Source organism: Sphingomonas sp. CD22, assembly GCF_034556155.1.
In the GTDB taxonomy this organism is placed as follows: Bacteria; Pseudomonadota; Alphaproteobacteria; order Sphingomonadales; family Sphingomonadaceae; genus Sphingomonas.
Genome location: NZ_JAYDYX010000005.1, coordinates 1 through 21790, shown reverse-complemented (window position 1 = coordinate 21790; position 21790 = coordinate 1). Strand labels below are relative to the sequence as shown.

Annotated in this window: 21 protein-coding genes and 1 tRNA gene; 21 read left to right on the top strand and 1 reads right to left on the bottom strand. The window is 70.9% G+C overall.

All coding sequences use genetic code 11. The annotated features are described in order from the left end of the window. Positions 1-108: 108 nt before the first annotated feature. Entirely contained in the window at positions 109-459 is a 351-nt protein-coding gene (locus SFC76_RS10860) for a DUF6481 family protein (RefSeq protein WP_322849494.1), read from the bottom strand. A gap of 165 nt (positions 460-624) precedes the next feature. Here SFC76_RS10860 and SFC76_RS10855 point away from each other — a divergent pair, with 165 nt between their 5' ends. The 21 genes from SFC76_RS10855 to SFC76_RS10755 all read left to right on the top strand — a co-directional run bounded on the left by SFC76_RS10855 (position 625) and on the right by SFC76_RS10755 (position 21617). Continuing rightward, on the top strand, positions 625-1296 hold the full coding sequence (locus SFC76_RS10855; RefSeq protein WP_322849493.1) for a spermidine synthase: 672 nt from the start codon (positions 625-627) through the stop codon (positions 1294-1296). Between the two features lie 56 nt (positions 1297-1352). After that, positions 1353-2339, top strand: a complete 987-nt coding sequence (locus tag SFC76_RS10850; protein ID WP_322849492.1) for a quinone oxidoreductase — start codon at positions 1353-1355, stop codon at positions 2337-2339. 285 nt (positions 2340-2624) lie between these two features. Next, positions 2625-5993: a glycosyltransferase gene (locus tag SFC76_RS10845; protein WP_322849491.1), complete on the top strand. Its 3369-nt coding sequence runs from the start codon at positions 2625-2627 to the stop codon at positions 5991-5993. Between the two features lie 266 nt (positions 5994-6259). Beyond that, positions 6260-6574, top strand: a complete 315-nt coding sequence (locus SFC76_RS10840; protein WP_322849490.1) for a hypothetical protein — start codon at positions 6260-6262, stop codon at positions 6572-6574. A gap of 68 nt (positions 6575-6642) precedes the next feature. Next, positions 6643-7392 carry a molybdate ABC transporter substrate-binding protein gene (modA, locus tag SFC76_RS10835; RefSeq protein WP_322849489.1) on the top strand — a complete coding sequence of 250 codons (750 nt, stop codon included), beginning with the start codon at positions 6643-6645 and terminating at the stop codon, positions 7390-7392. Then, positions 7392-8081: a molybdate ABC transporter permease subunit gene (gene modB, locus SFC76_RS10830; RefSeq protein WP_322849488.1), complete on the top strand. Its 690-nt coding sequence runs from the start codon at positions 7392-7394 to the stop codon at positions 8079-8081. The genes modA and modB overlap by 1 nt, the downstream gene beginning before the upstream one ends. After that, entirely contained in the window at positions 8071-8673 is a 603-nt protein-coding gene (locus tag SFC76_RS10825) for an ATP-binding cassette domain-containing protein (RefSeq protein WP_322849487.1), read from the top strand. Before modB ends, SFC76_RS10825 begins: the two co-directional genes overlap by 11 nt. A 65-nt stretch (positions 8674-8738) precedes the next feature. Further along, positions 8739-9581 (top strand): type II secretion system protein N, encoded by an 843-nt coding sequence (locus SFC76_RS10820; RefSeq protein ID WP_322849486.1) that lies wholly within the window; start codon positions 8739-8741, stop codon positions 9579-9581. 14 nt (positions 9582-9595) lie between these two features. Further along, positions 9596-11821, top strand: coding sequence for a type II secretion system secretin GspD (gspD, locus tag SFC76_RS10815; RefSeq protein WP_416222415.1), 2226 nt, complete (start codon positions 9596-9598; stop codon positions 11819-11821). Between the two features lie 352 nt (positions 11822-12173). Continuing rightward, entirely contained in the window at positions 12174-13757 is a 1584-nt protein-coding gene (locus SFC76_RS10810) for a GspE/PulE family protein (RefSeq protein ID WP_322849484.1), read from the top strand. Positions 13758-13900: 143 nt separating this feature from the next. Next, positions 13901-15124 (top strand): type II secretion system inner membrane protein GspF, encoded by a 1224-nt coding sequence (gspF, locus tag SFC76_RS10805; RefSeq protein ID WP_322849483.1) that lies wholly within the window; start codon positions 13901-13903, stop codon positions 15122-15124. Between the two features lie 8 nt (positions 15125-15132). Next, entirely contained in the window at positions 15133-15573 is a 441-nt protein-coding gene (gene gspG / locus SFC76_RS10800; RefSeq protein WP_322849482.1) for a type II secretion system major pseudopilin GspG, read from the top strand. 2 nt (positions 15574-15575) lie between these two features. Beyond that, entirely contained in the window at positions 15576-16058 is a 483-nt protein-coding gene (locus SFC76_RS10795) for a GspH/FimT family pseudopilin (protein WP_322849481.1), read from the top strand. Further along, positions 16058-16423, top strand: coding sequence for a type II secretion system minor pseudopilin GspI (gspI, locus tag SFC76_RS10790; protein WP_322849480.1), 366 nt, complete (start codon positions 16058-16060; stop codon positions 16421-16423). Before SFC76_RS10795 ends, gspI begins: the two co-directional genes overlap by 1 nt. Continuing rightward, the gene (gspJ, locus tag SFC76_RS10785; RefSeq protein ID WP_322849479.1) at positions 16420-17115 is read left to right on the top strand and encodes a type II secretion system minor pseudopilin GspJ; all 696 of its coding nucleotides are present in this window, start codon (positions 16420-16422) and stop codon (positions 17113-17115) included. The genes gspI and gspJ overlap by 4 nt, the downstream gene beginning before the upstream one ends. Continuing rightward, positions 17105-18088 (top strand): type II secretion system minor pseudopilin GspK, encoded by a 984-nt coding sequence (gene gspK / locus SFC76_RS10780; RefSeq protein ID WP_322849478.1) that lies wholly within the window; start codon positions 17105-17107, stop codon positions 18086-18088. The genes gspJ and gspK overlap by 11 nt, the downstream gene beginning before the upstream one ends. Beyond that, positions 18085-19161 (top strand): type II secretion system protein GspL, encoded by a 1077-nt coding sequence (gene gspL, locus SFC76_RS10775; protein WP_322849477.1) that lies wholly within the window; start codon positions 18085-18087, stop codon positions 19159-19161. Before gspK ends, gspL begins: the two co-directional genes overlap by 4 nt. Further along, a complete protein-coding gene (gspM, locus tag SFC76_RS10770) occupies positions 19158-19628 on the top strand; it encodes a type II secretion system protein GspM (RefSeq protein ID WP_322849476.1) in 471 nt (156 codons plus the stop codon). The genes gspL and gspM overlap by 4 nt, the downstream gene beginning before the upstream one ends. Then, positions 19625-20338 carry a type II secretion system protein N gene (gspN, locus tag SFC76_RS10765; protein ID WP_322849475.1) on the top strand — a complete coding sequence of 238 codons (714 nt, stop codon included), beginning with the start codon at positions 19625-19627 and terminating at the stop codon, positions 20336-20338. Before gspM ends, gspN begins: the two co-directional genes overlap by 4 nt. 49 nt (positions 20339-20387) lie before the next feature. Beyond that, positions 20388-20464 (top strand) — tRNA-His (locus SFC76_RS10760). 100 nt (positions 20465-20564) lie between these two features. Further along, a complete protein-coding gene (locus tag SFC76_RS10755; protein WP_322849474.1) occupies positions 20565-21617 on the top strand; it encodes a Glu/Leu/Phe/Val dehydrogenase family protein in 1053 nt (350 codons plus the stop codon). Positions 21618-21790 lie beyond the last annotated feature (173 nt).

Genomic DNA, 21790 nt, shown 5'->3' with positions numbered 1-21790 from the left:
TCACGGCGCTTCGACAAGCTCAGCACCAACGCGTTGGGTGGATCGATCTAAAGAAAAGGGGCCGGCTGTCTCCAGCCGACCCCCATCAACCGGCTGGGTTAGCCGATCCTACTTCTTCCCCGCGCGCGATTTGCGGGCGGCGTAGCGGGCGTCGCGGGCGGCCTTCATTTCGGCCTCGGTCGGCATCTTGGGCTTGGCCTTGGCGGCGGCCTCGGCGGCGGCAAGCGCGGCGGCTTCGGCGGCGGCCTTCTTCTCGGCGATCGCCTGTTCGCGGGCGGCCTGCTTGTCGGCGCGCGCCTTGGCGAGGGCGGCTTCCTTGGCTTCGGCGGCGGCGACGCGGGCGGCCACCACGGCCGGGTCGAGCGGCGGCTTGGCGCGCAGTTTCTCCAACGCCGCCTGCTTGGCTTGGGCGGACAGCGCGGCGCGCTCTTGGAACGTCTGGGGCTTGTAGGCTGACATGTGGGGCGTGATGATCCTGTCGATACGATATGGACGGCGTGCAGCGGGCGCGGCGCCTCGGCGACGCCCGTTAAAGCAAAACGCCCGATTCTGCAAAAACGCCCATCGCTGCGCGGCGATCGTCGCGGTAGAGGCGCGCTTTGTGCGCAGGAGGAGCGAGCCGGCATGACGCCACGCGAATTGATCGACACCGCCCCGGTCCCCGGCGGCGAGCCGCTGCGCCTGTTCCGCCGCGGCGGCGATTACATGATCGTGCTCGACCGCAACGAGCTGATGAACAGCCGGATGAGCGGCTCCGAAGAGGCACTGGCGACGATGACGATCGAGCGGCTGGGCGCGCGCACCGCGCCGCATCTGCTCGTCGGCGGCTATGGCATGGGCTTCACGCTGCGCGCCGCGCTCGCCAGGCTCGGCCCGCAGGCGCGGGTGACCGTCGCCGAGCTCGTGCCGCAGATCGTCGACTGGGCGCGCGGGCCGATGGCGGCGCTGACCGCCGGCTGCCTCGACGATCCCCGCGTCGCCGTCACCTTCGCCGATGTCGCCGAGGTGATCGCCGCGACGCCGCGCGGCTATGACGCGATCCTGCTCGACGTCGACAACGGCCCCGACGGGCTGGTCCGCGCCGCCAACGACCGGCTGTATGCGGCACGCGGCCTCGCCGCGGCGCGCGCGGCGCTGGCCCCGGGCGGCGTACTCGCGGTGTGGTCTGCGGCCAAGGACGCCGCCTTCGCCCGCCGTCTGCGCGAGGGCGGCTTCACCGTCGACGAGGTCACCGTCCGCGCGCGCAGCAACGGCAAGGGCGCGATGCACACGATCTGGTTCGCGGTGCCGCGCTGATCGTGCAACCGCCGGTTCCGCGGACGGTTCGGACCCGAGCACCCAAGGAGGATGAGATGAGCGAACGCATAGCCCGCATCACCCGCACCGGCGGGCCGGAGGTGATCGAATGGGTCGACGCAGACCTGCCGCCGCCCGCGCCCGGCGAGGTGCGGATGCGTCACCATGCCGTCGGCCTCAACTATATCGACACCTATCACCGCAGCGGCGTCTATCCGATCGACCTGCCCGCCGGCCTCGGCAGCGAGGCGGCGGGCGTGGTCGAGGCGGTCGGCGACGGCGTCGAGGGCTTTGCGGTCGGCGACCGCGTCGGCACCTTCGGCCCGGCGCGCGGCGCCTATGCCACCGCACGCAACGTCGCCGCGCAGCAGCTCCTCCACCTGCCCGACGACGTCGACGACGCGACCGCCGCGGCGCTGCTGCTCAAGGGCTGCACCACCGAAGTGCTGGTCGATCGCTGCGCCAAGGTGCAGCCGGGGCAGACGGTGCTGGTCTGGGCGGCGGCGGGTGGCGTCGGCCAGTTGCTGGTCGGCTGGCTGAAGGCGATCGGCGCGACCGTGATCGGCACCGCGGGCAATGCCGACAAGGCCGACCATGCCCGCGCCGCCGGCGCCGACCGCGTCATCCTCCACCGCGACGAGGATGTCGCCGTGCGGGTGCGCGCGTTGACCGACGGCGACGGCGTCGCGGTGGTCTTCGACGGGGTCGGCAAGGCGACGTGGGACGCGACGCTCGCCGCGACCGCGCGGCGCGGGCTGATCGTCAGTTACGGCAATGCCGGCGGCCCGGTCACCGACGTGGCGCTCGGCACGCTCGCCGCCAGGGGCTCGCTGTTCGTCACCCGCCCGACACTGTTCGACTATTACGTCACCGCGGAGGAACGCCGCGCCGGCGTCGACCGCGTCTTCGCGATGCTGCGCCGGGGTGCGATCCGTCCGCATATCGGCCAGCGCTTCGCCCTCGAACAGGCCGCCGACGCGCATCGCGCGCTCGAGGCGGGCGAGACGCAGGGCAGCACGGTGCTGGTCGTGCCGCAGGGTTAGGGGGGCGGAGTCGACATAAAGACTTCGGTCAAAAAACTCCTCCCCCGCCAGGGGGAGGTGGCATGCCAAAGGCATGACGGAGGGGGAGGAAACGGCACAGGGGACGTCGCTTACCTCCCCCTCCGTCACCGCTTCGAGGCGCCACCTCCCCCTGGCGGGGGAGGAATTGACTGCATATCGATCCATCGCCTGCGCGCGGTCGCCGCGCGTGACGGCTTTGTCATCGCCGTGTCTTGATAGCGGCACCCGGTCTGGCGCATGTGAGGCGCGGGGGAGTGCCGTATCATGTCTCAACATCCCGTGTTCTATGACGCCAGCGGCCGACGCAAGCGGCGCTTCACGCTCGGCGTCGTCGCCTTCGTCGCGCTGGTCGTGCTCGCGCTCGCGGTGTTCGCGGTGTCGATCGGCGCGGTGCCTGCGGCGCCGCTGCTGCCGGTGGATGTCGAGCGTCCGGTGCTGCGCCGTCTCGCCCCCCCGCACGGCGTCATCCGTCGCGCAAAGCGCGGCCTCAATTATTATGCGGGCGAATTGCTCGGCACCGGCCGCGGCAAGGATGCGGCGGCCAATCCCAGCCTCGCCATCGCCTTCCACACCCCCTGGGACCCGTCGAGCGCCGCCAGCCTCGAACGCCACGTCGAACAGCTCGACTGGGTGATCCCCGGCTGGGTGTCGGTCACCGGCGCCGATCATCACCTCACCGTGTTCCGCGACACCGCCGGCCGCGCCATCCTCAACCATGCGGTGCATCGCCCGGTGGTGATCCCGATGATCCAGAACGCCAGCAACGGCACGTGGGACGGCGCCGGCACTGCCGCGCTGCTCGCGGACCCCAAGGCGCGCGCGGCCTTCCTCGACCGGCTGATCCCCTGGCTCGCGACGAACGGCGCCGGCGGCGCCTTCTTCGACCTTGAGGACCTGCCGCCGAGCGCGCAGGCGAATTACCGCATGTTCCTCGGCGAGGCGCGGCGCCGCTTCGCGCCGCGCGGGTGGAGCGTGTCGATCGCCGCGCCGGTCGCCAATCCCGACTGGAACCTGCCCGCCTACGCGGCGGTCACCGACAAGATCTTCCTGATGGCCTATGACGAGCATGAGACGAGCGGCCCCGCTGGCCCGATCGCCTCGCAGCATTGGTTCGCCGAAACCGTCGCCAGCGCCGCGCGCGGCATCCCCGCCGCCAAGCTCGTCGTCGCGATCGGCTCCTACGCCTATGACTGGCACGACGGCAGCGGCGACCCGCTCGGCGTCGAGGAGGCGTGGCAGGCGGCGCGCGATTCGGGGACGATGCCCGCCTTCGATCGCGCCAGCGGCAACAGCAGCTTCGCCTATAGCGAGGGCGGTACCCGCCACGTCGTCTGGCTGCTCGACGCCGCCTCCGCCTATAACCAGATCGAGATGCTGCACCGCGCCGGCGTCGGCAGCGTCGCTTTGTGGCGCCTGGGGTCCGAGGACCCGGGCCTGTGGTCGCTGTTCGGCCGCGATCACCGCAGCTTGCCGCCGCCGTCGGCGATCGACGCCATCCCCGCCGGCACCAACGTCGACATCGAGGGCGCGGGCGAGATCCTCAAGATCGCCGCCACCCCCGTACCCGGCGCGCGCCACGCGGTGGCGGGGCCGGGCGGCGCGATCGCCGACGTGCGCTTCGATCGCCTGCCCAAGGCCTATGAGGTCGATCGCACCGGCTATCGCAAGAGTCAGCTCGCGCTGACCTTCGACGACGGTCCCGATCGCACCTGGACGCCGCAGATCCTCGACGTGCTCAAGCAGAAGCACGTCGCCGCCACCTTCTTCATCGTCGGCGAGAATGCGCTGACCCAGCGTTCGCTGCTCCAGCGGATGGTCGCCGAGGGGCATGAGATCGGCAGCCACACCTATACCCACCCGAACCTCGCCACCGTCTCGCCGGGGCAGGTGTGGTTCGAGCTCAACGCGACGCAGCGCCTGTTCCAGGCGTTCACCGGCCATTCGCTGCGCTTCTTCCGCGCGCCCTATTTCGGCGACGCCGAGCCCTCCACCGCCGACGAGATCGAGCCCGCGCTGCAGGCGCAGGAACGCGGCTATGTCTCGGTCGGCCTGCACGTCGATCCCGGCGACTGGAAGCGGCCGGGCGTCCAGCAGATCATCGACGCGACGATCGCGCGGGTGACCAGCGGCCCCGATCATTGCGACGAGGATTCGGACGCGGATTGCAGCCGCAACGTCATCCTGCTCCACGACGCCGGCGGCAACCGCGCCGAGACGGTTGCGGCGCTGCCGGTGATCATCGATCGGCTGCGCGCGCTCGGCTATCAGTTCGTGCCCGTGTCGACGCTCGCGGGCCTGTCGCGCCACGCCGCGATGCCGCCGATCAGCGCCAGCGACCAGCTCGCCGCCAACGTCGATCTCGCCTTGTTCAGCATGCTGGGCGCGATGGCGGTCGGCCTGCGCTGGCTGTTCGGCATCGCGATCGCGATCGGCATCCTGCGTGCGCTGGCCCTGTCCGCGCTGGCGCTGATCCAGGCGCGGCGCGAGGGGCGCACCGTCTTCCCGCGCATCGACCCCGACCGCTTCGTCACCGTGCTGATCCCCGCCTATAACGAAGAGCGGGTCATCGAACGCGCAGTGCGCGGGGTGCTCGCCTCGACCGACGTGCGGATCGAGGTGATCGTGATCGACGACGGTTCGAAGGATGCGACCTCCGCGATCGTCGCCGCCGCCTTCGCCGACGATCCCCGCGTTCGCCTGCTGACGCTGGAGAATGGTGGCAAGGCGCGCGCGCTCAATACCGGGCTGGAGCTGGCCAAGGGCGAGATCGTCATCGCGCTCGATGCCGATACGCAGTTCGAGCCGACGACGATCGCGCGCCTCGCGCGCTGGTTCGACGATCCGCAGCTCGGCGCGGTCGCGGGCAACGCCAAGGTCGGCAACCGCGTCAATCTCGTCACCAAATGGCAGGCGCTCGAATATATCACCGCGCAGAACCTCGAACGCCGCGCCTTCGCCCGGCTCGACGCGATCACCGTCGTGCCTGGCGCGGTCGGCGCGTGGCGGCTGGCCGCGATCCGCGCCGTCGGCGGCTATCCGCACGATACGCTGGCCGAGGATCAGGACCTCACCATCGCGATCCAGCGCGCCGGCTGGCGCGTCCAATACGATCAATATGCGATCGCCTGGACCGAGGCGCCCGAGACGTTCCGCGCGCTCGCCAAACAGCGGTTCCGCTGGGCGTTCGGCACGCTGCAATGCCTGTGGAAGCATCGCTCGGCGATCGGCCGCAGTGCCCCGCGCGGGCTCGGCTGGGTCGGGTTGCCGCAGGCGATCGTCTTCCAGATCCTGCTCGCCGCGATCAGCCCGATCATCGATCTGGCGCTGCTCGTCAGCTTCTTCGTCACCTATCTCGACATCCAGGCGCACGGCTGGGCGCAGACCAGCCACGACGTCTATACGATGCTCGGCTTCTGGCTGGTGTTCACCGCGATCGACCTGCTCGCCGCGACGATCGCCTTCGCGCTCGAACGCCGCGAGAAATGGCGCCTGCTCTGGCTGCTGATCCCGCAGCGGATCGGCTATCGCCAGATCATGTATTACGTCGTGCTCAAGGCCATAGCGCAGGCGCTGCGCGGCCCGATGGTCGGCTGGGGCAAGCTCCAGCGCACGGGCAGGGTAAGCGCGACTTAGGGCGGTTTAATTCGTCACCCGTCACCCCGGACCCGTTTCGGGGTGCTCCGGGCCACTGGCGAACGGTGTCGAGGCGTTCCTTAGCTTCGCCGCGGCGTAGACCCCGCTACGCATCGAGACCTCGGGAACGTCAGGCGTGACATACCAATGCTGTACCCCGGCCTCCGCCGGGGTACAGCGGCCGCCATGCGAAGGTTTCGCGCAAAAATCCCGTTGACGAACGATGTGGCAGTGGGCTGATTCACGCCGATGGGGAAGGGCAGCGAATGACCACGAAGCGCATCACGGTCACGGCATTGGGCGTCGCCGTGCTTGCTGGATGCGCGACGACGCCTGGCGAGAAACCGGTCCTGACCGCAACCGCGGCGAAAGCCATCGCCCGCTCGTGCCATGCGGTGAGCGGGACGATCGGTCACGACCATCATTCCGCACTGCCGTCGGCACAATTCGTCCTGCCGCCAGGCGCGTCCTCGGCCGATGACCACGTCGCGCCGATGGTGGCCTGCCTCAGCACGCGGCTCGCCGCCTATCGATACGGGATGATGGGCTTCGGCGAGGCGCGCGACGCGGCCGTGCGCTGAAAACGTCGGTCGCGCGGGACGAAAGCCTTGTATACGGCGGTATATATTCGTTGGTCCGAGGTGCCGTCATGATCCGTTCCCTGCTGCTCCTGTCGCTCGCGATCGCCGCGCCCGCGGCCGCGCAGCGCAAGCCTCCGCTGGTGCTCGCCGCCGCCAGCCTGCAGGAATCGATGAACGCCGCCGCCGACGCCTGGGCCAAACAAGGCCATCCCCGCCCCGTCGTCTCCTTCGCCGCGTCGTCGGCGCTGGCGCGGCAGGTCGAGGCGGGGGGTGCCGCCGATCTGTTCGTCTCCGCCGATCAGGAGTGGATGGACGCGCTCGCCGCCAAGCGGCTGATCGTCGCGAGCAGCCGCGTCACCTTCCTTGGCAACCGCCTCGTCGTCGTCGCGGCGAAGGGCAATCCGGTGCGCATCCCGGTGCGTCCGTCCGCCGCGCTGGCGCGCGTGCTCGCCGCCGGGCCGCTGGCGATGGCCGACGCGCCGGTCCCCGCCGGCCGCTATGCCGAGGCGGCGCTGCGCAGCCTCGGCGTGTGGAGCGCGGTCGCGCCCAAGGTGGTGCGCGGCGACAGCGTCCGCGCCGCCTTGACGCTGGTCGAGCGCGGCGCCGCACCGCTCGGCATCGTCTACGCCACCGACGCCAGGGCCTCGTCCGCGGTGCGCGTCGCCGGGGTCTTCCCGGCGCGCAGCCATCCGCCGATCACCTATCCGGTCGCGCGCCTCGCCGCCTCGCGCAATCCGGAAGGGGAGGGCTTTCGCCGCTTCCTGATCAGCCGCCCCGGCAAGGCGATCTTCGCGTCCTACGGCTTCACCCCGCGCTGATGCTGTCGCCGGCGGAATGGACGATCGTCGCGCTGTCGCTCAAGGTCGGCGGCGTCGCGATGGCGGCGGTGCTGCCGCTCGCCTTTGCGCTGGCGTGGCTGCTCGCGCGCGGGCGTTTTCCCGGCAAGCTGCTGCTCGACGCGCTTGTCCATCTGCCGCTTGTGGTGCCGCCGGTGGTGACCGGCTGGCTGCTGCTGCTCGCCTTCGGTCCGAACGGCCCTTTGGGCAGCCTGCTCGACCGCTGGTTCGGCGTGACCGTCCTGTTCCGCTGGACCGGCGCGGCGATCGCGGCGGCGATCATGGCGCTGCCGCTGATGGTGCGCGCGATGCGGCTGTCGATCGAGGCGGTCGACCGCCGTCTCGAAAGCGCCGCACGCACGCTCGGCGCGGGTCCGTGGCGGGTGTTCTGGACGCTGACGCTGCCGCTCAGCCTGCCCGGCATCCTCGCCGGCGCGGTGCTCGGCTTCGCGCGCTCGATCGGCGAGTTCGGCGCGACGATCACCTTCGTCTCCAACGTGCCGGGCGAGACGCAGACGCTGCCGCTCGCCATCTATTCCGCGCTCCAGCAGCCCGGCGCCGAGGCGACCGTCTGGCGCCTGTCCGCCATGTCGGTCGCGCTCAGCCTCGCCGCGCTGCTCGTCTCCGAACTGCTCACCCGCCGCGTCCGCCGGGGGCTGCATGTCCTTTGACATCCGCGTCGAGAAGCGGCTCGGCGAGGCATCGGTCGCGCTCGACCTGCAGGCGGGCGAGGGGCTCACCGTCCTCTTCGGCCCGTCGGGGATCGGCAAGACCAGCGTGCTCAACATGGTCGCCGGCCTGCTCCGCCCCGATGCCGGCCGCATCGCCGTCTCGGGCCGCACGCTGTTCGATGCGGCCGCCGGCATCGATGTCGCCCCCGAACACCGCCGCGCCGGCTACGTCTTCCAGGACCCGCGGCTGTTCCCGCACCGTCGCGTCCGCGCCAACCTGCTCTACGGTGCCGCCGACGACACCGGGCTCGCCGCCATCGTCGCGATGCTCGGCATCGGCCATCTGCTCGACCGCTGGCCGCGCACCCTGTCGGGCGGCGAGGCGCGCCGCGTCGCGATCGGCCGCGCGTTGCTCAGCGACCCCGCCTTCCTGCTGCTCGACGAGCCCCTGTCGTCGCTCGACCGCGCGCGCCGCGGCGAGATCATGGACGCGCTATGCCGCGTCCGCGACGAGGCCGGGCTGCCGATCCTGATGGTCACGCACGACCCCGAGGAGGCCGAACGGCTCGGCACCCGCATCGTCGCGTTATGATCCCTCTTTGCCGCAAAAGCGTAACATGCCATGCGTAGGCGGACGCTGCGGGACGGGATGACTTCATGCGCTTGAAACTCGACGCGCGCACGCGGCGCCTTTTGCGCCGCTTGCCCGTCGTGAACGTCTATTCGCTGGCCGAGCTGATCCTGATCGCAGGGCTGGCGACGCAGAGCGCGCGACTGGTGTGGACGCTCGTCACGCCGGTGTCGCCGCTCGGCGACTGGCGCCCGGCGGCGATCACCGTGCCCGGCCGCCCCTACGACGTGCTCGCCGGTTTCGATCCCTTCTTCCGCCTCGGCGGGCCGCAACAGGGGCCGGCCACGGTCACCTCGCTCCAGCTCACGCTGTTCGGCATCCGCGTCGACGAGGCCTCGGGCCGCGGGTCGGCGATCCTCGCCGGTCCCGACAATGTGCAGAAGGCCGTCGTCGTCGGCGAGGAGATCCAGCCCGGCGTCCGGCTGAAGGCGGTCGCCTTCGACCATATCACGATCGATCGCGGCGGCACCGCCGAGGATCTGTTCCTCGTCCAGTCCGACGCGCCCGCCGGCGCCCAGCCCGCCGCGCTCGGCGCCCCCGGCACGCCGCCCGCGCCGGCGTCGCCCGGCACCGGCGCCCCCGCCGCGATCCGCGCCAACCAGATTCGCAACGAGATCGGTTTCATCCCGCGCATCGATTCGGGCCGCATCTCGGGCCTCGTCGTCCGCTCGCAGGGGTCGGGCGCGCTGTTCCGCAACGCCGGCCTGCGCGACGGCGACGTCGTCACCGCGATCGGCGGCCGGCCGGTCAGCGGCCCGCAGGACCTCGACCGCGTCACCGCCGATTTCGCCGGCGGCGGCAACATCCCCATCACCGTCGAACGTGGGTCGCAGACGCTTGCGCTCGCCATCACGATCGCGCCCAATTGATGAAGACGGCCCCCATGAAGACGCTCGCCTCCGCCCTGCTGCTGTCCACCGCGGCGCTCGCGCTGCCCACGGGCGCGCTGGCCCAGACCACGCTCAACGTCCGCGACGCCGACATCCGCGCCTTCATCGCCGACGCGGCCAAGGTGACCGGGCGCACCTTCATCATCGACGCGCGCGTCAACGGCAAGGTCACCGTGGTCACCGACCGGCCGCTCAGCCGCTCCGAATATTTCGAGACCTTCCTGTCGACGCTGCGCGCCAACGGGCTCGTCGCGGTGCCGACCGGCAACGGCGCCTTCCGCATCCAGCCGATCGACAACGCCGCCTCGCAGCCGAGCCGCATCGGATCGGCCGGCGCCAACCGCAACAGCTTCGTCACCGAGATCGTCCGCCTCCGCTCGATCGACGCGACGCAGGCGATCGAGACGGTGCGGCCGCTGGTCAGCGCGCAGGGCTCGGTGAGCGCCAATCGCGGCTCGAACAGCCTCGTCGTCGTCGACTTCGGCGACAATATCCGCCGCATCCGCGAGGTGCTGCGCCGCGTCGACGCCGACAATGCCGCGACCCGCGTCGTCGCCTTGAAGAACGCCAGCGCCAAGGAGATCGCCGCCGCCTTGCAGGGCCTCGCCACCGGTGCGCCGGGCGGGCAGGGCGGTGCGCAGGGCGGCGTCGGCACCAGCGTCACCGCGGTCGACAGCAGCAATTCGGTCATCATCCGCGGCGACGCTAACAGCGTCGCGCGGCTCGTCCAGGTCGCGCAGGACCTCGACCAGAAGGCGAAGAACGGCACCGAGATCCGCGTCGTCTTCCTCGAGAACGCCGATGCCGCGCAGCTTCTCCCCGTGCTCCAGCAGCTCGTCGGCCAAACCCCCGATGCGGTGCAGGAGACGCAGCTCTCGCGCACCCAGACCGGCTTCGGCAGCAGCACCGGCGGCGGCGGCGGCGGCCAGAGCCAACAGCGCCAGTTCAACCAGGCCCCCGCCCAGCAGGCGAGCGTCGGTGGCGGCGCCAATACCGCCGCCAACGGTCGGCCGGCGATCTCGACCGAGGGCGGCCGCACCGCCGCGGTCGTCACCCGCTTCCAGGGTGCCAATGCGATCGTCATCGCCGCGCCCGCCGACATCCAGCGCCAATTGGCCGATGTCGTCCGCCAGCTCGACACGCGCCGCGAACAGGTGCTGATCGAAGGCATCGTCGCCGAAGTGTCCGACGCGACGGTCAACCGGCTCGGCGCGCAGTTCGTGCTCGCCAACCCCTCGGGCGGCGCCTTCGCCGCTTCGACCTTCTCGAACAGCGCGCCCAACATCCTCCAGATCGCCGGCGCGATCGGCGCGCGTGAATTGTCGAACAACACCACGACGACGATCGCCAACGGCGTCGTCACCACCGTGACCAACAACACCGCGTCGGACACGGCGACGCAATCGGCGCTCAACTCGATCCTCAGCTCGACCGGCGGCTTCGGCGGTTTCGGCGGCAAGATCGGCGACGTCTTGTTCGGCGCGATCATCAACGCGGTGAAGAGCGACACCACCTCCAACCTGCTCCAGGTCCCGCATCTCGTCACCGTCGACAATCAGGAAGCGCACAGCCTCGTCGGCCAGGAGATCCCGATCACCACCGGACAGGCGCTGTCGAACAATTTCGACAACACCTTCCGCACCACGCAGCGCGAGAATGTCGGCATCGAGCTGACCGCGCGCCCGCAGGTCAATTCGAGCGGCACGGTCAAGCTCAACCTGCGCCTCGAGGTCAGCTCGATCGCCGGCCCGGTGTCGAGCGACAACAGCGATCTCATCCTCAACAAGCGCGAGATCGAGACGACGCTGACCGTCGACGAGGGTCAGATCGCGGTCATGGGCGGCCTGCTCAGCGACGAGGAGCGCCGCACGATCGAGAAGATCCCGCTGCTCGGCGACATTCCGTTGCTCGGCAACCTCTTCAAGTCGAAGGCCAAGTCGCGCAACAAGACCAATCTGATGATCTTCATCCGCCCGACGATCCTGCGCAACGCCGCCGACAGCCGCAAGGTCGCCGAGCAGCGCTACGGCTACATCCGCCTGCAACAGGGCCTGCAATCGCCGGGCGAGGAACCGTCGATCGACCAGCTCGTCCGCGATTACATGGGCGCCGCCCCGCCGATCCCCTCGGCCCCGATCCCCGGCAACATCGAAGACCCCCGCATCGCCGTCCCCATCCAGCACAACACGACGAAGGTCATTCGCCCGAGGGACCGGTGAGGCGCGCCGCCAGCGCGTCATCCCGGCGGAGGCCGGGACCCATGGACAAGGCGCAACCGGCGTCGGCACGCACCCTCGGCGTCCCGCGCCCATGGGTCCCGGCCTCCGCCGGGATGACGAGCGGGGAGGGCGAATCCCCATCCCCCAACACTGTCATCCCCACCCCTTCGTCGACCCGGCGAACGCCGGGACCCACGGACACGGCGCAACCGGCGTCGGCGCACACCCTCGGCGTTTCGCACCCACGCATCCCGGCCCCCGCCGGGATGACGAAACGCGAGGGCGAACCCACATCCCGCAAAGCCGTCGTCCCCGCCGCCGCGGGCATGACGAACCCATGGGGAGCCCGCTTATGATCATCCGCACCGGCGACGCCCTCGACGCCCCGCTCGACACCGCCCCCGAAACCCTCGTCCTCCCCGAGCCCCCCGCGCCGGCCGAGCCGCTCCCGATGCTCGCCATCCCCTATGCCTTCGCGCGCAAGCACGGCGTCGTCGTCACCCATACCGAGGCCGACACGCACCTCACCGTCGCGCTACGCGCGGGCGCCAATCCCAAGACCCTGCTCGAAATCCGCCGCTATCTCGCCCGTCCGTTCGACGTGTCGATCGTCGAGGCGCCGCAGTTCGACCGTCTGCTCTCCGACCATTATGCGATGGACGGCCAGGCCAATGCGCTCGCCGCGGTCGGCATGGGCGACGAGCTCGACAGCCTTGCCGAGGGGCTGCCCACCGCCGAGGACCTGCTCGACACCGCCGACGACGCGCCGGCGATCCGCCTGATCAACGGCATCATCGCCGACGCCGCGCGCAACGGCGTCTCCGACATCCATATCGAGCCGTACGAGACGGGCCTCATCGTCCGCATGCGCATCGACGGCGTGCTGCGCGAGACGCTGCGCATGCCGCCGCACGTCGCCCCCGTCGTGGTCAGCCGCATCAAGGTCATGGCGCGGCTCGACATCGCCGAGCGGCGCGTGCCGCAGGACGGCCGCATGGGCCTCACCCTCGGCGGCAAATTGCTCGACGTCCGCGTCTCGACCCTGCCCAGCCGCGCCGGCGAGCGCGTCGTGCTGCGTATCCTCGACAAGGACAATGCCGGCATCGACCTCGACGCGCTCGGCATGGACGAGCGGATGTACACGCTGCTGCGCGGCGCGCTCGCCGAGCCCAACGGCATCATCCTCGTCACCGGCCCGACCGGTTCGGGCAAGACCACCTCGCTCTACGGCGCGCTGCGGCTGCTCAACGACGGCAGCCGCAACATCCTCACCGTCGAGGACCCGGTCGAATATGCCGTCGAGGGCGTCGGCCAGACGCAGGTCAATCCCAAGGTCGGGCTGACCTTCGCCGCCGGCCTGCGCGCGATCCTGCGGCAGGACCCCGACGTCGTCATGGTCGGCGAAATCCGCGACCGCGAAACCGCGGAGATCGCGGTGCAGGCGTCGCTGACCGGCCATCTCGTGCTCTCGACCGTCCACACCAACGACGCGATCGGCGCGATCACCCGCATGCGCGACATGAAGGTCGAACCGTTCCTGCTCGCCTCGACGCTGCGCGCGGTGATCGCGCAGCGGCTGGTGCGCCGCTTGTGCCAGGTCTGCCGCCGCCCGGTATCCGGCGCCAGCGGCGTCGCCGGGCTGCTCGGCATCGAGCCCGAGGCGATCGTCTACGAATCGGTCGGCTGCCCCGCCTGCAACCACACCGGCTTCAAGGGTCGCATCGGCGTGTTCGAGGCGGTGCGCGTCGACGACACGATCCGCCGCTTCATCAACGACGGCGCCGACGAAACCGCGATCGCCGCCCACGCCTTCGCCCGCACGCCCAGCCTCGCGCAGGCGGCGGAGACGCTGGTCCGCCGCGGGCTGACGACGCCGGAAGAGGCGGTGCGCGTGTCGCGCAGGGATGCGACCGACGTGGTGGTGGACGATGCGTAGCGCGCCGCAAATCCTCCCCGGCACGGGGAGGGGGACCGCCGCGCAGCGGTGGTGGAGGGGGGCTTCCCCGACCGCTGCGCTGCGTGGCGCCCCCCCTCCACCAGCCTGCGGCTGGTCCCCCTCCCCGTGCCGGGGAGGATTGCATGGCTGACTTCGACTATCTCGCCATCGACACCCGCGGCCAGGAGCAGCGCGGCCACGTCGCCGCGCCGTCGCTCGACGCCGCCCGCGCGCAGCTCGATCGCCGCAAGCTCTACGTCGTCCGCCTCGACCCCGGCGCGCCGCCCGCCGCGACCAGCCGCCCGCTGTTCGGCATCAAATTCGGTTCGAAGAAGATGAGCGTCAAGCAGCTCACGCTCTTCACCCGCCAGCTCGCGACGCTCAACCGCGTCTCGCCGCTCGAGGAATCGCTGCGCACCATCACCCGCCAGACCGAACAGGACAGCGTCCGCACGATCGTCGCGCACGTCCACGCCGGTGTCGTCGAAGGCCGCCGCCTCGCCGATTCGATGGCGCGCGAGGGCAAGAGCTTCCCGCCGCTCTATCGCGCGATGGTGTCGGCGGGCGAAAGCTCGGGCAGCCTGCCGACGATCCTCGACCGGCTCGCCGCGCTGCTCGAACGGCAGGCGGAGATCCGCGGCAAGCTCATCACCGCGCTCGCCTATCCGACCATCCTCGCGGTCGTCGCGATGGGCGTCGTTACCGCGCTGATGATGTTCGTCGTGCCCCAGGTCGTCGAGCAATTCGATACGGTCGGACAGCAATTGCCGCTGCTCACCCGGATCGTCATCGGCCTGTCCGACTTCCTCGTCGGCTATTGGTGGCTGATCGCTTTATGCGTGGCGTTGGTGGTGGTGGGCACGTGGTATGCGCTGCGCGACCCCGCGTTGCGCCTCGCCTTCGACACCGCCTTGCTGCGCCTGCCGCTGCTCGGCCGGCTGTTCCGCGACCTCCACGCCGCGCGCATGTCGCGCACCCTGAGCACGATGATCGCCAGCCGCCTGCCGCTGCTCGAAGGGCTCGCGCTCACCGCCTCGACGATCCACAACCGCCGCCTGCGCGCCGCCTCCGACGAGATCGTCGACGCGATCCGCGGCGGCGGCAGCCTGTCGGCGGCGATGCGCCGCGCCAACGTCTTCCCGCCGCTGCTCACCTATCTGGCGGCGTCGGGCGAGGCGGCGGGGCGGCTCGACGAGATGCTGGAGCGCGCCGCCGACTATCTCGAGCGCGAGTTCGACCGCTTCACCGCCACCGCTCTGTCGCTGCTCGAACCCGCGATCATCGTCGTGATGGGCGGCGTCGTCGCGACGATCGTGCTATCCATCCTGCTGCCCATCCTCCAGCTCAATACGCTGGCCGGCCAATGAGGACCCACATGCCTACCGAACCCAAGAAGCGCCATCGCAACGACGAAGGCTTCACGCTCGTCGAGCTGATGGTGGTCATCGTCATCATCGGCCTGCTCGCCGCGATCGTGACGTTCAACGTCCTGCCCGCCGGCGACAAGGGCAAGATCACCAAGGCCAAATCGGACATCAGCACGATCGAAGGCGCGCTGGAGATGTACCGGCTCCAGATGAACAGCTACCCGACCACGTCGCAGGGCCTGCAGGCGCTGGTCACCGCCCCCGCCGGCGTCAACGCCGCCGAATATCAGCGCGGCGGCTATATCAAGAAGCTGCCGCCCGATCCCTGGGGCCGCCCCTATCTCTACGCCTCGCCCGGCCAGCACGGCGAGGCCGACGTCTGGAGCCTCGGCGCCGACGGCAAGGACGGCGGCGAGGGCGTCAACGCCGACATCACCAGCTGGCAATAACCATGGCCCCGCGCCGCAACGGCCTGTGTCCTTGTGGGCGTTACGCCCAAAAGGGCTTCACGCTTGTGGAGCTGATGGTGGTGGTGACCATCATCGGCCTCGCGGCGGCCGTGGCGGTGTGGAACATGCCCGATCCCCGCGGCCGGGTGGCGGACGAGGCGGCGCGCTTCGCCTTGCGCGCCCGCGCCGCGCACGACGCCGCGATCGTCGATGCCCGGCCGGTCAGCATCTGGGTCACCGCCGGCGGCTATGGCTTCGACCGCCGCGGCGCCGGACAGTGGGTGGCGATGGCGGAGAAGCCGCTGCGCGTCGAACGCTGGACGCCGGGCACCGTCGCCGCCACCGGCGAGGCGAGCGGCCGCCTTCGCATCATCTTCGACCCCACCGGCCTCGCCGACCGCCCCGCGCAGATCACGCTCACCCGCAGCGGCGCGCGCGCGGTGATCGACATGGCCGCCGACGGCTCGGTCCGGGTGGCGAGCTGATGCGGACGCGCGGCTTCACGCTCATCGAGATCATGGTCGCGCTCGCGGTGTTCAGCCTCGCCGTGCTCGCGCTGCTGCGGCTGGAGACCGCGACGATCCGCGGCGCGCATACGCTCGACGAGAGCCTCGTCGCCGGCCTCGTCGCGCGCAACGTCGCCAACGACGCGGTGACCGAGGCGCAGCCGCCCGTCGCCGGCCGCACCACCGGCAGCGAGGTCAACGGCGGCCGCAGCTGGACCTGGGTGCGGCAGGTGCGCGGCACCGGCAACGCCGCGATCGTCCGCATCGACGTCACGGTGACCAACCGCACCGGCCAGATCGTCGGCCGCACCACCGCGATCCGCCCGCCGGACCAGCCGTCGTGATCGCCAGGCTGCCGTCCCGCCCGACCGCGCAAGCGGGCTTCACCCTCGTCGAGGTGATGATCGCGCTGATGATCTTCGGCCTCATCGCCGCCGCCGGCGTCGCGATCCTCACCTTCAGCGTCCGTGCGCAGACCGCCACCGGCAAGCGCTTCGACGATATCGCCGCGCTCAACCGCACCGCGTCGCTGCTCGCCGGCGATCTCGGCCAAGCGGTCGACCGCCCCGCGCGGGACGAGGGCGGCACGCTGCTCCCCGCCTTCACCGGCGAGGGTGACGGCCGCATCCGCTTCGTCCGCACCGGCTGGGCCAACGTCGACGCCGCGCCGCGGGCGAGCGCGCAGAAGGTCGCCTATCAGCTCGACGGCAATACCCTGCTGCGCGTCGCCTATCCGATGCTCGACGGTGCCGCGCCGCTGCCCGCGGTGACGCTGCTCGACAAGGTCGCCGGCGTCGGTGCGCGCTATCGCTACAAGGGCGCGTGGAGCGACCGCTGGGACGGCACGCAAGGTGCCGCGCTGCCGCAGGCCGCGGAGATCACCGTCCGTCGCACCGACGGCACCGCCTTCCGCCTGATGCTGCTCGTCGGCGCGGGCAGCAGCGCGAGCCCGGTACCGGGCGGCTTCCCCAATCCGGGTGGCTCGCCGACCCCTGCTGCCACCGGTACGCCCCCCGGACAACGCAATGGCCGCTGACCGCGAGCGCGGCGCCGCGCTGCTCACCGTCCTCCTGCTCGTCGCGATGATCGCGGTGCTCGCCGGCACCGCGCTCGAACGGCTGCGGCTGACGACGCGGCTCGCCGGCAATGCGCTCGCCGGCGAACAGGCGCGCGGCTATGCCCGCGCTGCCGAGGCGCTCGCCACCACCAAGGTCACCGACATGCTCGGCACCAGCCGCGACCGCGTCACGCTGGCCGGCGGCTGGAGCAACCGCCCGTTCGGCCTGCCGCTGCCCGGCGGCGGCCTCGCGGTGGCGCGGGTGCGCGACGGCGGCAATTGCTTCAACCTCAACGGCCTCGTCACCCGCCTCGGCCCCGGCGTCTACACGTCGACACAGGCGATAACCCAGCGCATCCAGTTCGTTCGGCTGATGCGTTCGCTCAACGTCCCCGCGCAGTCCGCCGAGCGGATCGCCGCCGCCGCCGCCGACTGGATCGACACCGATCAGGACCAGCAGGGCAATGGCGCCGAGGACCCCGTCTATCTCGCCCGCGCCACCCCGTATCGCACCGCCGGCACGCTGATGGCCGACCCCAGCGAGCTGCGCGCGGTCGACGGCGTCACGCCCGAAATCTACGCGCAGCTCCGCCCGTGGATCTGCACCCTGCCGAAGGCTGAGCCGGCGCCGATCAACATCAACACGCTCCTTCCCGAACAGGCGCCGCTGATCGCGATGATGTTTCCCGGCAACCTGTCGGCCGATGCGATCCGCGGCATGCTGCTCCGCCGCCCGCCGCAGGGCTTCAAGGACGCCAGCACCTTTCTCAATCTCGCCGGCAATGGCGCCTCGCCCGACGGCGGCAACGGCGGCCTCGCGGTCACCTCGACGTGGTTCGCGCTCGCCATCGACGTCAGCAACGGCGGCACGCAATTGCAGGAAAGGGCGCTGATCGACGCAAGCCGGCTTCCCGCGCGGCTCGTTGCGCGGCAATGGGGCGACGAATCATGACGACGCTCCTGTTCCTCCCCTCCGGTGACCGCGGCTATCGCTGGCTCCGCCGCGCCGACGGCATCCTCCGCGACGGCGAGGGCCTGCCACCGGCGGGCGACGACCCCGTCATCGCGATCGTTCCCGCCGACGCGGTCGCGCTCCACTGGGCCGAGCTGCCCGTCCGTTCGCCCGCGCAGGCGATCGCCGCCGCCCGGCTGCTCGTCGCGGAGGCGAGCGCGACGCCGCTCGCCGAATTGCACGTCGCGGTCGGTGACGAGGGCGAGGGCGAACGCCCCATCGCCGTCGTCGCGATGGCGCAGATGGCGCAATGGCTCACCGATCTCACCGCGCAGGGGATCGACCCGCTCGCGATGATCCCCGCGCCCTTGCTGCTGCCGCGTCCCGACGAGGGCTATGTCCGCGCGACGATCGCCGGCGCGGCGCTGGTGCGCAGCCGCACGACCGGCTTCGCCGACGAGGCGCCGCTTACCGATCTCGTCATCGGCGACACGCCGCAGCAGACGCTCGACCGCGAGGCGATCGACATCGCGCTCGACGCCGCCACCGCGGCACCCGCGCTCGATCTGCGGCAGGGCGCCTTCGCCCGCCGTCGCCGCCGTATCGGCATCGACTGGGCGCTCGTCCGCCGGCTCGCATTGCTCGGCGCCGCGATCCTGCTGGTCACGCTCGGCATCGATCTCGTCCGCATCGCCAAATATAGTTTCGGTGCCGACGCGCTGGAAAGCCGCGCCGAGGCGCTCGGCCGCACCGGCCTTGCCCGCGGCGAGACGGTGACCGATGTCGACCGCCAGCTCGCCGAACGCCTGTCGGCGGTGCGCGGGCCGGGGCTCGGCTTCACCACAACGGTCGCCGCGATCTACGACGCGGTGCGAGCGACGCCGGGTACCGAACTGACATCGCTCGATTTCCAATCGAACGGCAGCGTCCGCATCGGCGTCGGCGCGGCGCGCGAATCGCTGCCGACCGATCTCAAGCGGACACTTGAGGCGGCGGGCTTCACCGTCACCGCGGGGACGTTCCAATCCGCCAACGGAAGGGTGACGGGCGAGATGACGGTGACCCGGCGATGAGCGGCCTGCGCAACTGGTTCGTCGGGCGATCGCTGCGCGAACGGCGGATGATTCTCGCCATGCTCGCCTTGCTCGTCGTGACGATCATCTGGGGCGGGATCATCCTGCCCGTCCGCGACGGCCTGTCGAGCGCGCGCGAACGCTATGCCGACGCGGTCGTCCGCTTCGCCGGGACGCAGGACGAGGTCGATCTGCTCCGCTCCGCCGGCCGGCGCGTACCGCTCAGCGGCTCGCTCGCCGACACGCTGCGGCTGCGCGCCGACGCCGCCGGCCTCGCGCTCGCCACCGTCGATGATTCCGGCGGCGGCCGCGTCCATGCGACGATCCAGGCGGCCAAGCCCGCCGCGCTCGGCCGCTGGCTCGGTGGCCTCGAAGCGAACGGCATCCTCGTCGAGTCGGCGACGTGGCGCGACAATCAGGACGGCAGCGTCGCCGCCGACCTCGTCGTCCGGGCGCGCGCGGCATGAGGCGCATCCGGCTCCGCACCGGCCCGGCCGCGTTGTTCGGCGCGCTGATGCTGCTCGCCCTGCTGGTCTTTTTGCCGTTACGCCTCGTGCTCGGCGCGATCGGCCTCGGCGAACAGGGCTTTTCGGCGCGCACCGTCACCGGCAGCGTCTGGGACGGGCGGCTCAACGAGGCGCGCTTCGGCGCTCTCGCTCTTGGATCGCTCGATGCCAGCCTGTCGCCCTTCGCGCTGCTGATCGGTCGCGCCCGCGTCGTCGTCGATGGCGATCCCGGCCTGATCCACGGCGCGATCACGATGAGCCGCCACGGCCAGGGCATCGACGACATGACCGCGACGCTGCCGACCGGCGCCGCCTTCGCGCCGCTGCCGGTCAACCAACTGGCGCTGGAAGGCGTCACCGTCCATTTCGCCGACGGCGTCTGCGACAAGGCGGAGGGCCGCGTGCGCGCCCGGCTGATCGGCGAGGCGGCCGGCATCGCCTTGCCCGCCGAACTCTCCGGTGCGGCACGCTGCGACGGCGGTGCCTTGCTGTTGCCGCTCGTCAGCCAGGCCGGCACCGAGGGGATCGAGCTGCGCATCACGGGGCAGGGCCGCTACACCGCGGCGCTACGCATCAATCCCACCGACCCCGCCGCGGCCCAGCGGCTGGCGGCCTCCGGCTTCGTCGCCGGCGCGGGCGGATATCGACTTTCGGTGGAAGGAAGCTTCTGATGGCCTTGACGCGGGGCGTTCGGCCCCGCTAGGGGCGCATGCGTTCGCGGCGACCGTAGTTCAATTGGTTAGAGCGTCGGCTTGTGATGCCGGAAGTTGCGGGTTCAAGTCCCGTCGGTCGCCCCATTCTCCACCTTCTCCCCGCTTGGGTCCAGTTCGGGACTAGCCAAAGGTGTCGAGAAACAATATTGCGAGTTGTCGCAATTTTCTGCCAGCGGAGTGAGCTATGACCTCGGTATGGGATCTTCCCGATTTCGATTCTCATGAGGGCGTGCACGCCTTCACTGATCGGGCGTCCGGTCTTCGTGCCATCATCGCGGTCCACTCCACGCATCTCGGGCCGGCCGCCGGCGGCGCCCGCTTCTGGCATTACGCCTCGGGCGACCTTGCGGTGACCGACGCGCTGCGCCTGTCGCGCGGCATGAGCTTCAAGAACGCCATGGCCGGGCTCGCGCTCGGCGGCGGCAAGGGCGTCATCCTCGCCGATGCGCCGGGTGCGGTGATCGGCGAGGACCGGCTCAAGGCGTTCGGCCGCGCGGTCGAATCGCTCGGTGGGAAATACGTCACCGCGGAAGACGTCGGTATGTCCGAGGCGCGGATGAAGGTCATCGCCGGCGAGACCAAATTCGTCAGCGGTCTGCCCGTGGCCAGCGGCGCGGCGGGCGGCGACCCTGGCCCGTACACCGCGCACGGCGTCTATCTCGGCGTCAAGGCGGCGGCCAAGCGCGGCCTCGGCACCGACGACATGAAGGGCGTACACGTCGCCATCCAGGGCGTCGGCTCGGTCGGCGGTGGCCTCGCCAATTTGCTGGCCAAGGACGGTGCGCGCCTGACGCTCGCCGACGTCGATGCCGAGCGCGCCAAGGCGCTTGGCGCCGAACTCGGCGCCGAGACGGTGGCGGCCGGCGCGATCCTCGGCGTCGAGGCGGACATCTTCAGCCCCAACGCTCTGGGTGCGATCCTCACCGAGGCGACGATCCCGACGCTGGTCGCCAAGGTCGTCGCCGGCGGCGCCAACAACCAGCTCGCGACGCGCGAGGATTACGACCGCCTCCACGATCGCGGCATCCTCTACGCGCCCGATTACGTCATCAACGCCGGCGGTATCATCAACGTCGGCCTCGAATATCTCGGCCAGGGCGACGAAGCCGAGGTGATGGCGCGCATCGCCAAGATCCCCGCCCGCCTCGACGAGGTCTGGGACGAGAGCGAGCGCACCGGGCGCCCCGCCGCGGAAGTCGCCGACACTATCGCACAGCGGCTGATCGGCCGCGGGTGAGGTGATTCCTCTCCGGTTCGAGGCCGGATCGACATTCATCATCGTAGAGAAATCCTCCCCCGCCAGGGGGAGGTGGCATGCCGCAGGCATGACGGAGGGGGAGGTAAGCGACACGTCTGTTCCGTGTCCTCCCCCTCCGTCACGGCTTCGCCGCGCCACCTCCCCCTGGCGGG

Excerpts from the sequence above, each read along its gene's own strand:
- SFC76_RS10825 (WP_322849487.1), top strand. The coding sequence starts at position 8,071 with ATGTCCTTTGACATCCGCGTCGAGAAGCGGCTCGGCGAGGCATCGGTC.
- SFC76_RS10860 (WP_322849494.1), bottom strand. The coding sequence starts at position 459 with ATGTCAGCCTACAAGCCCCAGACGTTCCAAGAGCGCGCCGCGCTGTCC.
- SFC76_RS10855 (WP_322849493.1), top strand. The coding sequence starts at position 625 with ATGACGCCACGCGAATTGATCGACACCGCCCCGGTCCCCGGCGGCGAG.
- SFC76_RS10845 (WP_322849491.1), top strand. The coding sequence starts at position 2,625 with ATGTCTCAACATCCCGTGTTCTATGACGCCAGCGGCCGACGCAAGCGG.
- gspK (WP_322849478.1), top strand. The coding sequence starts at position 17,105 with ATGGCCGCTGACCGCGAGCGCGGCGCCGCGCTGCTCACCGTCCTCCTG.
- SFC76_RS10850 (WP_322849492.1), top strand. The coding sequence starts at position 1,353 with ATGAGCGAACGCATAGCCCGCATCACCCGCACCGGCGGGCCGGAGGTG.
- gspF (WP_322849483.1), top strand. The coding sequence starts at position 13,901 with ATGGCTGACTTCGACTATCTCGCCATCGACACCCGCGGCCAGGAGCAG.
- gspN (WP_322849475.1), top strand. The coding sequence starts at position 19,625 with ATGAGGCGCATCCGGCTCCGCACCGGCCCGGCCGCGTTGTTCGGCGCG.
- modB (WP_322849488.1), top strand. The coding sequence starts at position 7,392 with ATGCTGTCGCCGGCGGAATGGACGATCGTCGCGCTGTCGCTCAAGGTC.
- gspL (WP_322849477.1), top strand. The coding sequence starts at position 18,085 with ATGACGACGCTCCTGTTCCTCCCCTCCGGTGACCGCGGCTATCGCTGG.
- gspD (WP_416222415.1), top strand. The coding sequence starts at position 9,596 with ATGAAGACGCTCGCCTCCGCCCTGCTGCTGTCCACCGCGGCGCTCGCG.
- gspM (WP_322849476.1), top strand. The coding sequence starts at position 19,158 with ATGAGCGGCCTGCGCAACTGGTTCGTCGGGCGATCGCTGCGCGAACGG.
- SFC76_RS10755 (WP_322849474.1), top strand. The coding sequence starts at position 20,565 with ATGACCTCGGTATGGGATCTTCCCGATTTCGATTCTCATGAGGGCGTG.
- SFC76_RS10820 (WP_322849486.1), top strand. The coding sequence starts at position 8,739 with ATGCGCTTGAAACTCGACGCGCGCACGCGGCGCCTTTTGCGCCGCTTG.
- SFC76_RS10840 (WP_322849490.1), top strand. The coding sequence starts at position 6,260 with ATGACCACGAAGCGCATCACGGTCACGGCATTGGGCGTCGCCGTGCTT.
- SFC76_RS10810 (WP_322849484.1), top strand. The coding sequence starts at position 12,174 with ATGATCATCCGCACCGGCGACGCCCTCGACGCCCCGCTCGACACCGCC.
- modA (WP_322849489.1), top strand. The coding sequence starts at position 6,643 with ATGATCCGTTCCCTGCTGCTCCTGTCGCTCGCGATCGCCGCGCCCGCG.
- gspG (WP_322849482.1), top strand. The coding sequence starts at position 15,133 with ATGCCTACCGAACCCAAGAAGCGCCATCGCAACGACGAAGGCTTCACG.
- SFC76_RS10795 (WP_322849481.1), top strand. The coding sequence starts at position 15,576 with ATGGCCCCGCGCCGCAACGGCCTGTGTCCTTGTGGGCGTTACGCCCAA.
- gspI (WP_322849480.1), top strand. The coding sequence starts at position 16,058 with ATGCGGACGCGCGGCTTCACGCTCATCGAGATCATGGTCGCGCTCGCG.